11 protein-coding genes and 1 tRNA gene are annotated in these 9,388 nt (G+C 72.2%); 7 read left to right on the top strand and 5 right to left on the bottom strand.

What is annotated here, in order from left to right:
• Positions 1–98 precede the first annotated feature (98 nt).
• On the bottom strand, positions 99–275 hold the full coding sequence (locus tag E1269_RS32645; RefSeq protein WP_162606713.1) for a hypothetical protein: 177 nt from the start codon (positions 273–275) through the stop codon (positions 99–101).
• 187 nt (positions 276–462) lie between these two features.
• Between E1269_RS32645 and E1269_RS33995 the strand changes: the two genes are divergently transcribed.
• Positions 463–585 carry a PIN domain-containing protein gene (locus E1269_RS33995; protein ID WP_162606712.1) on the top strand — a complete coding sequence of 41 codons (123 nt, stop codon included), beginning with the start codon at positions 463–465 and terminating at the stop codon, positions 583–585.
• 16 nt (positions 586–601) lie between these two features.
• Here E1269_RS33995 and E1269_RS32635 read toward each other — a convergent pair.
• Positions 602–694 (bottom strand) — tRNA-Ser (locus E1269_RS32635).
• Between the two features lie 67 nt (positions 695–761).
• Here E1269_RS32635 and E1269_RS31395 point away from each other — a divergent pair.
• Positions 762–1,556, top strand: a complete 795-nt coding sequence (locus E1269_RS31395; protein WP_131902090.1) for a phosphotransferase — start codon at positions 762–764, stop codon at positions 1,554–1,556.
• Here E1269_RS31395 and E1269_RS31390 read toward each other — a convergent pair.
• Positions 1,522–2,373, bottom strand: a complete 852-nt coding sequence (locus tag E1269_RS31390; protein WP_203434279.1) for a sulfurtransferase — start codon at positions 2,371–2,373, stop codon at positions 1,522–1,524. The two genes, E1269_RS31395 and E1269_RS31390, sit on opposite strands and share 35 nt — an antisense overlap.
• Before the next feature lie 106 nt (positions 2,374–2,479).
• Between E1269_RS31390 and E1269_RS31385 the strand changes: the two genes are divergently transcribed.
• Entirely contained in the window at positions 2,480–2,923 is a 444-nt protein-coding gene (locus tag E1269_RS31385) for an SRPBCC family protein (protein WP_131902088.1), read from the top strand.
• A gap of 13 nt (positions 2,924–2,936) precedes the next feature.
• Positions 2,937–3,254 (top strand): ArsR/SmtB family transcription factor, encoded by a 318-nt coding sequence (locus tag E1269_RS31380; protein WP_131902087.1) that lies wholly within the window; start codon positions 2,937–2,939, stop codon positions 3,252–3,254.
• On the opposite strand, the gene E1269_RS31375 is transcribed toward E1269_RS31380, so the two are convergent.
• Complete coding sequence (locus E1269_RS31375) at positions 3,251–3,832, bottom strand: hypothetical protein (protein WP_131902085.1); 582 nt, start codon at positions 3,830–3,832, stop codon at positions 3,251–3,253. The two genes, E1269_RS31380 and E1269_RS31375, sit on opposite strands and share 4 nt — an antisense overlap.
• Positions 3,833–5,497 carry a long-chain fatty acid--CoA ligase gene (locus tag E1269_RS31370; protein WP_131902091.1) on the bottom strand — a complete coding sequence of 555 codons (1,665 nt, stop codon included), beginning with the start codon at positions 5,495–5,497 and terminating at the stop codon, positions 3,833–3,835.
• A 353-nt stretch (positions 5,498–5,850) separates the two neighbouring features.
• Between E1269_RS31370 and E1269_RS31365 the strand changes: the two genes are divergently transcribed.
• The 3 genes from E1269_RS31365 to E1269_RS31355 all read left to right on the top strand — a co-directional run.
• A complete protein-coding gene (locus E1269_RS31365) occupies positions 5,851–7,245 on the top strand; it encodes an ammonium transporter (protein WP_131902083.1) in 1,395 nt (464 codons plus the stop codon).
• Between the two features lie 164 nt (positions 7,246–7,409).
• Entirely contained in the window at positions 7,410–8,132 is a 723-nt protein-coding gene (locus tag E1269_RS31360) for a GntR family transcriptional regulator (RefSeq protein ID WP_131902081.1), read from the top strand.
• A partial coding sequence (locus E1269_RS31355; RefSeq protein ID WP_131902079.1) for a glycoside hydrolase family 15 protein occupies positions 8,129–9,388 on the top strand: 1,260 nt, incomplete at its 3' end. The genes E1269_RS31360 and E1269_RS31355, both read left to right, overlap by 4 nt.

Genomic DNA, 9,388 nt, shown 5'->3' with positions numbered 1-9,388 from the left:
GCCCCACGGCGCCCACCCCGACCCCGCGGACCGCCAGCTGCGTGGGAGGGCCGTAGACCGTGCGTGTCACGCCGTCCAGTGTGGCACGCGCACGCAGGTCAGCCGGTGGCGGCCATCCGGGCGCGGTTCTGTGCGATGAATCGGCACAGCGGGCAGAGATCCTGGCCGTGCCACCGGGACCAGCCGCTCAGGATCGCCCGGGCGCGCTCGGGCGACGAACCCACGGTGCCAAGGTCGCCGCACTGGTCGCAGACGATGGCTACCTGTGCGCTCATCGTGCTCCTCGACTCGTCAGCGCGCCGCCCCACCGCGGCGCGTCACGTTCCAAGGATGCCCGACGAATGGTGACGCCGTCAGCGAATTCGTCGATCATGGCGGTGTCGACCTGGACCTGCCGGAACGGACTGACCGGGGTACGCCGAGGTCGGCGTCGAGCGCGAACGGCTGGTCCGGCCGATCAGCATGGCCGACGCGCAGATAGCTGCCGGCTGTCTCGCGGGTGGCGCGCGTCTGGCCATCCGCAACGGGCGCGACTTCGACGGCACCGGGGTGCCGCTCATCGATCCGTGGGCACAGGCGGACTGAGACTCCACGCGTCCGGCGGAGGGCATGGGATTCGAACCCATGAGGACGGAGAGGGCCCCGCCCTAGAACTTTTCAAGAGTTCCCCGTTCGGCCACTCCGGCAGCCCTCCAGGAACAGCAAGTCTGCCACGTCCGGCCGGTCCCGATCGAGCCGCCGACGTGTGACAGCATCGCCCGATGAACGAGAGTGGCGACTCCGCGACCGGTCCGGTCGAGACGCCGCTGCCGGGCGGCAACGTCGGCGGGGCGCGCCGGGTCGGCGACACCGTGCGGCGCCCGACCGGTCCGTGGACGCCGGCGGTCCATGCGCTGCTCGGTCACCTGCGCCGGAGCGGTCTGGACTCCATCCCGACCGTGCTCGGCATCGACGAGCAGGGCCGCGAGATCCTCACGTTCCTGCCCGGGCGCAGCATCGAGGCCGACACCGACCAGGTCAGCGACGCCCTGCTGGCCGACGGCGTGCGGTGGCTGCGTCGCTTCCACGACGCGGTCCGGGCGTTCCGGCCGGACGGCGAGGTCCAGTGGCGGCACGGACGGCGCGCCCTGGGCGACGGCGAGATCGTCTGCCACAACGACCCGGGTGCCTACAACTGGATCGTCGACGGCGACCGCGTGGTCGGCGTGATCGACTGGGACATGGCCGGGCCTGGGCTGCCGGTCGACGATCTGGCGTTCGTCGCCTGGAAGTCGCTGCCGCTGCACCGCGAGCTGCCGCCGGACGTCGTCGCCGCCCGGCTGCGGCTGATGGCCGAGGCGTACGGCGACGTGACGCCGGCGCGGATCCTGGCGCGGGTGGAGCGCCGGATGGGTCGTGCCGCCGACAGTATCGACGCAGGTCAGCGCCGCGGCGACCCGGGCCTGTTGAATCTCGCGTCGATCGGCGAGCCGGGCCGTACCCGGGCCGCCCTCGCGGCGCTGCGCGATCGCCTGCCGGCCATCACGGCTGCTCTGGAGACTCCCCCGGCTCGGTGACGGCCGGCCGGTCCGGGTCGGCCGACCACTGCGACCACGAGCCCGGATACAGCGCGGCGTCGATGCCGGCGACGGCGAGTGCCGCCACCTCGTGTGCCGCGGTGACACCGGAGCCGCAGTAGACCCCGACCGGGTGCTCGCCGTCGACGCCCAGCGACGCGAAGCGGGCCCGCAGCTCGCCGGCGTCGCGGAAGCGGCCGTCGGCGTTCAAGTTGTCGGTGGTCGGTGCGCTGCGGGCACCGGGGATGTGCCCGGCGCGCGGGTCGACGGGCTCGACCTCGCCGCGGTACCGCTCCGCGGCGCGGGCGTCGAGCAGCACCCCGTCGGCGGCCAGCTCGGCGACGTCGTCGATGCCGACGGTCGGCAGGGCCGCGGCCCGCAGCTCGACGTCGCCTGGCGCCGGAGTGACGTCGCCGGTCTCCAACTGCCCGCCGGCGCTGGTCCAGGCGCTCAGCCCGCCGTCCAGCAGCCGCGCGCCGTCGACGCCGGCCCAGCGCAGGAGCCACCAGGCCCGTGCCGCGGACATGCCGCCGAGATCGTCGTAGGCGACGACCAGATCGCCGTCGCGCACGCCCCAGCGCCGGGCGGCCGCGCGCAGCGTCGCGAGGCCCGGCAGGGGGTGCCGGCCGTCCGTCGCGGTGGGCGGTGCTGCCAGCTCGGTCTCGAGGTCGACGTAGACCGCGCCGGGCAGGTGTCCGGCCAGGTAGTGGCGCCGCCCGTCGGGATCGCCGAGCTTCCAGCGGACGTCGAGCAGGACGGTCCGCTCCCCGGTCGCGAGCCGCCGGCGCAGCTCGTCGACGTCGATCAGCACGGTCATACCGGCAACGCTAGTCCAGATCCATTTGCAACCGCAGGGTTGCGCCTGAGCACCACATTGTGCAACCCTGGGGTTGCACAAGGAAGGATTCACCGAGGAGGAACCGATGACCACCAACACCATCGAGCGCGAGATCGTGATCGCCGCACCGCCGGAGCGGGTCTGGGACATCGTCACCCAGGCCGAGCACTTGGGCACCTGGTTCGCCGACTCCAGCGCCGAGATCGACCTGCGTCCCGGCGGCGAGCTGAAGCTGACCTGGAAGGACTACGGCGTCGCCGAGGGGAGGGTCGAGACTGTCGAGCCGCCGCACACGTTCGCCTTCCGCTGGGTGCTGGAGGGCGAGGAGCCGGCCGAGGGCAACGCCACGCTCGTCGTGTTCACCCTCGCCCCGGAGGGTGCTGGCACCCGGCTGCGAGTGGTCGAGTCCGGCTTCGCCGAGCTGGCCTTCGACGCCGAGAGCCGCGACCGGCATTTCGAGGAGCACACCAAGGGCTGGCGCGCGGAGCTGGACGAGCTGCGCGCGTACGCCGAGTCCATCACGGTGTGAGCCGGGTCGTCGCATGAACCGGTCCGAGCTCGACGCCGTCCTCGCGGCGTTGGCCGAGCCCACCCGCCGGCAGCTGCTCGACCTGCTCGCCGAGCGCGGTGAGGCCAGTGCCAGCGCACTCGCCCAAGCGGTGCCGGTGACCAGGCAGGCCGTCGTGAAGCACCTCACCGTGCTCGACGGCGCCGGCCTGGTCGCCGGTCGGCGGGCGGGCCGCGAGGTCCTCTACCGAGCGCGGCCGGAGCGGCTGGAGGAAGCGGCCCGGCGGATGAGCGCGCTGGCGGCGGCCTGGGAGACCCGCCTGGCCGCGATCAAGCGCATCGCCGAAAGCTAGGACTCCGGTTCGGGCAGTGGTGGGGCGTTGCGGGTCCACGTCTCGTACGTGGCGATGACGGCCGTGGAGTGGGCGCGGCCGCCGTTGCCGGTGACCTCGGGCCGCCCCAGCACCCTGGCACCGTCGACCTCGAGCGTCGCGTCAGTGCAGAACGTCAGCAGGTTGGTCAGCGTCCACGGCACGCCGCCGAGCTGCCAGGCCACCGCCTGCCCGGGACGCGTCTCGACCGGCCGGCTGATGGTGGCGATCACCCGGGAGCCGTCGGCGCCGACCACCTTGGCCCGCGCGTTCTCCGAGCCAATGTGCCACTCGACGATGTCGCAGTCGACCGGCTCGGCGATCTCCGGCAGTCCGTCGAGCTCGGGGAAGTACCGGCTGAACGTCTCGGCCAGCCAGCTGCCCAGCGTCGCGTCCGGGGTCAGCAGCCGGATCTGGTCGTCACCGTCGACCCACGCCAGCAGGGCGAGGCCGGCGCCCTGCACACTCCACTCGGCCTCCCATAGCGACACGAAACCGGCACGTGCGTCGCCGCGCTTCAGCGTGGCGCACGGGTTCGCTCCGATGAACTCGACCGGCATTCACCCGAGCGTAGTGACGTTGAGGTCGTCGTGTGCGTAAGCGGCGCGAATGATCTTCTTGTCGAACTTCCCCACGCTCGTCTTGGGAATCTCCTCGACCACCGCCCAGCGCTCCGGCAGCTGCCACTTCGCCAGCCGCTCGGCGAGGTAGTCGCGCAGGTCGGCCACGTCGACCTGGTGACCCTCCTTGGCGACGACGGCGGCCATCGGCCGTTCGCCCCACTTCTCGTCCGGGACGCCGACGACGGCCGCCTCGGCCACCGCGGGGTGCCCGGCCAGCAGGCCCTCCAGCTCGACGGAGCTGATCCACTCGCCGCCGGACTTGATGACGTCCTTCGTGCGGTCGGTGATGCGCAGGTAGCCGTCCGGACTGACCGAGCCGACGTCGCCGGTGCGTAGCCACCCCTCGTCGAAGCGCTCCTCGTCGCTGTCCGACATACCTCCCCCGGGGTCGGCCCCGGTGCCGCCGCCCCCGAAGTAGGAGCCGGTGATCCACGGGCCGCGGACCTCCAGTTCGCCCACCGACTCGCCGTCCCACCCGACCAGCTCACCGTCCGGACCGACCAGGCGCGCCTCGACGGGTGCGGCGAAGCGGCCCTGGCTCAGCCGGTACGACGCCACGTCGTGCTGGTCGGCGCCGACGGGTGGTCGCGAGAACGTTCCGAGCGGGCTGGTCTCCGTCATGCCCCATGCGTGCAGCAGCGTGATGCCGCGCGCGTCGTAGGCCGACATCAGCGCCTCCGACATCGCCGACCCGCCGACCACCAGGTGCGTCAAGGACGACACGTCGGCGTCGGGGTTCGCCTCCAGATACCGCAGCAGGCCACCCCACACCGTCGGCACCCCGGCGCCCTTGGTGGGTCGGGCCGCCTGGATGAACGCCGCCAGTGGTTCCGGCGTGAGGAACCGGTCGGGCATGGCCAGCGACGTGCCGGTGGCGAACGCGGCGTACGGCAGCCCCCACGCCAGCACGTGGAACTGCGGCACGACGGTGAGCAGGAGATCCCGCGCGGACAGGTCGAACGCGTCGGGCAGCGCCTCGGCCAGGGCGTGCAGGTAGATGGAGCGATGGCTGTAGACGACGCCCTTCGGGTGGCCGGTCGTGCCGGACGTGTAACACATCGCGGCGGCGGAGGTCTCGTCCAGATCGGGCCAGTGGTAGTGGTCGGACTGGTCGGCGAGCAGCCGCGTGTAGTCATACACCCCGACGCCACAGCCCTCCAGTACCGCCGGGTCGCCCGCACCGGCGACGATGACGTGCCGCACCGTCTTCAGCGACGGGAGCAGCTTGGCGAACCCGGCCAGCAACGAGCCGTCGACGATGACCACGCGATCGCCGGCGTGGTTTGCGATGAACGCGATCTGCTCGGGGAACAGCCGGATGTTCAGCGGGTGGACGACAGCGCCCATGGCCGGCACCGCGAAATACGCCTCGACGTGGGCGGCGTTGTTCCACATGAACGTGGCGACGCGATCGCCGGGGCCGACACCCAACGACGAGAGCGCGCCGGCCAGCCGCGCCGCGTCGGTGGCGACCTCGGCGAAGGTCACCTCCCGCGGGCCCTGGTCGGTCGCGGTGACGACCCGGCTGGCGCCGTGGATGGTGGCGCCGTGCTCCAGCAGCCGGCGCACCTGTAGCGGAACATCCATCATCGTGCTCGTGATCACGGCACCCTCCCCTTTCGAAGGCCCTCCGCCCGCTGGTGCACCCACCCTGCCGCAGAATCGGCGGCCCGGGAACCCGTGATCCCACCACCCACGTTGCCAACGACGAGACATCTCCTCGATGTGCGTGCCGTTCGCCGCGAATCCTCCGGTGATTAACAGAGACGACACATAGCGGCATTCACGACATCACCTTGTAACCGCTTGCGCTGCCTTACGAAACCCCAGCGGCACACGCTGTCGGCGTTCGGATGTCGCAACGTCGCGGCTCGGCAGACGGCAGGCCCGGTACGCGGTGGGCAGTGACGCACCGCGGGTCGGCGCCGTTCTTGGGATGGGAGGGACGGCACTCCATGGATACCGGAGATACCGCCTGGATACTCGTGTCCACGGCACTTGTCATGCTGATGACTCCGGGCCTCGCGCTGTTCTACGGCGGCATGGTCCGCGCGAAGAGCGTCATCAACATGATGATGATGAGCTTCGGCGCGCTCGGCGTCATCAGCGTGCTGTGGGTTCTGTACGGCTACTCGATCGCATTCGGTGAGGACGTCGGCGGCGGACTCCTCGGTGATCCAAGCGAGTTCTTCGGCCTCTCGGGCCTGATGGACCCGGAGGCGCTCTCCGGGACGATTCCGACGATGTTGTTCGTCGGATTCCAGGGCATGTTCGCGGTCATCACCGTCGCGCTCGTGTCGGGCTCGATCGCCGACCGGGCGAACTTCTGGACCTGGCTGCTGTTCGCCGCGATCTGGGGCACCGTGGTCTACTTCCCGGTGGCGCACTGGGTCTTCGCGTTCGCCGACGGCGACGGTGGCTGGATCGGCGACCGGCTCGGGGCGATCGACTTCGCCGGTGGCACCGCGGTCCACATCAACGCCGGTGCGGCCGGCCTGGCGCTGGCACTGGTGCTCGGGCGGCGGCGCGACTTCGGCAAGGGCGCGCACCGTCCGCACAACCTGCCCCTGGTGATGCTGGGCGCGGGCCTGCTGTGGTTCGGCTGGTTCGGCTTCAACGCCGGCTCCGCGGTGGGCGCGAACGGCGTCGCGGCGGTGGCGCTGGTCAACACCGTCGCGGCCACGGGTGCGGCCATGATCGCATGGATCGTCGTCGAGAAGATGCGGGACGGTCACGCGACGTCGATGGGCGCGGCATCCGGTGTGGTGACCGGTCTGGTCGCCATCACGCCCGCGTGCTCGGCGCTCAACCCGATCGGCTCGCTGATCCTCGGCGTGGTCGCCGGCGCGATCTGCTCGCTGGTGGTGAACCTGAAGTTCCGGCTGCGCTACGACGACTCGCTCGACGTGGTCGCGGTGCACCTGGTGGGCGGGCTCGTCGGCACGATCGCCATCGGCTTCCTGGCCACGGCGGACGCTCCGGCGGGCGTCGACGGCTTGTTCTTCGGTGGTGGCTTCGACCAGCTGGGCCGGCAGATCGTCGGTGCCGGTGCGGTGCTGGCCTACTCGTTCGTGGTGACCTACCTCATCGGCTGGTTCCTGCAGCGGACGGTCGGCTTCCGGATCGACGACGACCACGAGGTCGTCGGCGTCGACCGCGTCCACCACGGCGAGTCCGGCTACGAGATCGGCGCCGAGGAGGTCCCGGACGACGTGCTGGCCCGCGTGGAGGCCTCGGCCGCCGCGAAGGCCGCCGCGGCCGAGGCCGGCTCGACGGGTTCGGTGGGTTCGGCCGCGGCGCCGACCGCGACCAAGGAACGCCCCGTCGGAGGTGACGTCGCGACCGCGTGAGCCGCTCGCGCGCACCAACGGAGACGACGCGCCGCGACCCTGAACAGTCCGGGTCGCGGCGCGTCGTCGTGTGTGCCACATGTGGTTTGGCTCCGCCGGGCGCTGAGTCGCTAGTCTTCCTCCCGATAAGAGAACCACTGGTCTGTTTTTCTTGGGAGGGGCGCGTGGCCCGGCCGTCGGTCAAGCCGCTCGAAGTGCGGGCGCTGATCGAGCAGCAGTTCATCGCCGTCATGCAGCCGGCCGACGTGCTGCCGTCCGAACGCAACCTCGCCGAGCTGTTCGGGGTCTCGCGGGTGACCGTTCGCGCCGCCCTCAAGCTGCTCGAGGAGGACGGGCTGCTGCGCTCGGCGCCCGGCGTGGGAACGTTCGTGGCAGCGCCGCACCTGTCCAAGACGCCGGTGCTGACGTCGTTCTCCCAGGACGTGCGGGCCCGCGGCTGGACGCCGGGGTCGCGGGTCCTGGAGCGCCGGCAGGCGGTCGCGGACATCGCCGTCGCGCACGACCTCGGCATCGAGCCGGGCGCTCACTACTACGAGGTGCGCCGGGTCCGGCTGGCCGACGACGTCCCGCTCAGCGTGGAGCAGGTCCAGCTGCCGGCCGCGCTCGTCCCCGGACTGCTCGAGAAGCCCTTGGACGGGTCGCTCTACCAGGTGCTGGCCGACCACTACGGCATCCGCGTCAGCCGTCACGACCGCCGCATCAGCGCCGTCAACCTCGACGCCGCCACCGCGGAGCTGCTCGGCGTCCCTGAGCGCAGCGCCGCGCTCTACGTCACCCAACAGGGCTACGACCAGCACGGACGCCGCATCGAGCACGGCAAGTCGCTCTACCGGGGCGACCGCTACGACTTCTCCACCGTCACCTACGCAGCAGGAGGACGGCCGTGACCGTGACCCTCGGCACCCGAGGCACCGCGTGGAGCCCGGAGACCCGGCTGTACTCCGACGGCGTGGTGATCGGAGCCGACGGCGCGCCGCTGGTGGTGCCGCCGCACTCGCGGCTGCGACGGTGCCACGGCACCGGCTACCTCGACACCGCGTCCGGCGAGCTGCCGGGCGCCGCCGTGCCTACCGCCGACGACATCGACGCGGCCCGCACGTCGCTCGCCGCCGCCAACCTGCCCGGCCGCGGGACGCCCTACGCCGACATGGCCGAACAGGCGCTCATCGACATCGGCGTGCTGACCTTCCCGAACGGCGCGGCGGTGGCCGCCGGGAGCCCGTACTGGCGCTACGTCTGGCCGCGCGACGCCGGGTACATGGCGGTCGCGCTGGCGCTCGCCGGCCGTGCGGACCTCGCCTTCGCCCAGCTGAGGTACGTGGCGGCGATGCAGGAGGACGACGGCTGCTGGCAAGCCCGCTACCTGCCGGACGGGTCCCGGGCGGTCCCCGACGACCGCGGGCTCCAACTCGACGGCATCGGCTGGACGCTGTGGGCGGCCTGGGTGCTGAGCGGGTCGCCGTCGTCGGCCGTCGATCGGGAGCGGCTGACCGCGCTCGGCCCGATGATCCGCGGATCGGTGGGCGCGGCACTGGCCGCCCTCGACCCCGGCACCGCCCTGCCCAAGGCGTCACAGGACTTCTGGGAGATGGATCTCGGGGAGGCGACGCTCGGATCGGCCGCGCCGCTGCTGCTCGGCCTCCGGGCCGGCCGCCACCTGCTCCGGCGCCTCGGTGACGAGCAGCTCGCCGACTGGGCCGCAGAGGCGGCGCGGCGGCTGGCCGGCACCGTCGTCTCCGGGTTCGGCGCGCACGGCTACGCCCGGCGCATCAGCGGCACCGGCGGCCGCGACGCCTCCGTCGCGTTCCTGCTGCCGCCGTTCGCACCGCACGACGCCGACGTCGAGCGGGCCTGGCGCGCCGCTGTCGCCGACACCACCGTGACCAACGGCGGCGTCCGGCCGGGCGAGGAGTGGACCGACCGCGAGACCGCGTGGACCCCGCAGGTGTCGCTGCACGCCATGGCCGCAGCGTCGATCGGTGACTCCGCGCTCGCACACCGCCTGCTGAGCTGGCTCGACCGGCGGCGGACGAGGCTCGGCGCGCTCCCGGAGAAGGTCACCGCCGCCGGTCGACCCGCCGCCGTCGCCCCACTGGGCCTCACGGGCGCTACCGTCCTCATCGCCCTCGCCGCCCTCGACGCC

This window comes from Jiangella asiatica (assembly GCF_004349065.1).
Taxonomy (GTDB): domain Bacteria; phylum Actinomycetota; class Actinomycetes; order Jiangellales; family Jiangellaceae; genus Jiangella; species Jiangella asiatica.
This window is presented reverse-complemented; position numbering and strand designations above follow the sequence as displayed.

What these genes read in the sequence shown, in the direction of transcription:
- E1269_RS32645 (WP_162606713.1), bottom strand. Translation starts at nt 275, where the DNA reads ATGAGCGCACAGGTAGCCATCGTCTGCGACCAGTGCGGCGACCTTGGC.
- E1269_RS33995 (WP_162606712.1), top strand. Translation starts at nt 463, where the DNA reads ATGGCCGACGCGCAGATAGCTGCCGGCTGTCTCGCGGGTGGCGCGCGT.
- E1269_RS31395 (WP_131902090.1), top strand. Translation starts at nt 762, where the DNA reads ATGAACGAGAGTGGCGACTCCGCGACCGGTCCGGTCGAGACGCCGCTG.
- E1269_RS31390 (WP_203434279.1), bottom strand. Translation starts at nt 2,373, where the DNA reads ATGACCGTGCTGATCGACGTCGACGAGCTGCGCCGGCGGCTCGCGACC.
- E1269_RS31385 (WP_131902088.1), top strand. Translation starts at nt 2,480, where the DNA reads ATGACCACCAACACCATCGAGCGCGAGATCGTGATCGCCGCACCGCCG.
- E1269_RS31380 (WP_131902087.1), top strand. Translation starts at nt 2,937, where the DNA reads ATGAACCGGTCCGAGCTCGACGCCGTCCTCGCGGCGTTGGCCGAGCCC.
- E1269_RS31375 (WP_131902085.1), bottom strand. Translation starts at nt 3,832, where the DNA reads ATGCCGGTCGAGTTCATCGGAGCGAACCCGTGCGCCACGCTGAAGCGC.
- E1269_RS31365 (WP_131902083.1), top strand. Translation starts at nt 5,851, where the DNA reads ATGGATACCGGAGATACCGCCTGGATACTCGTGTCCACGGCACTTGTC.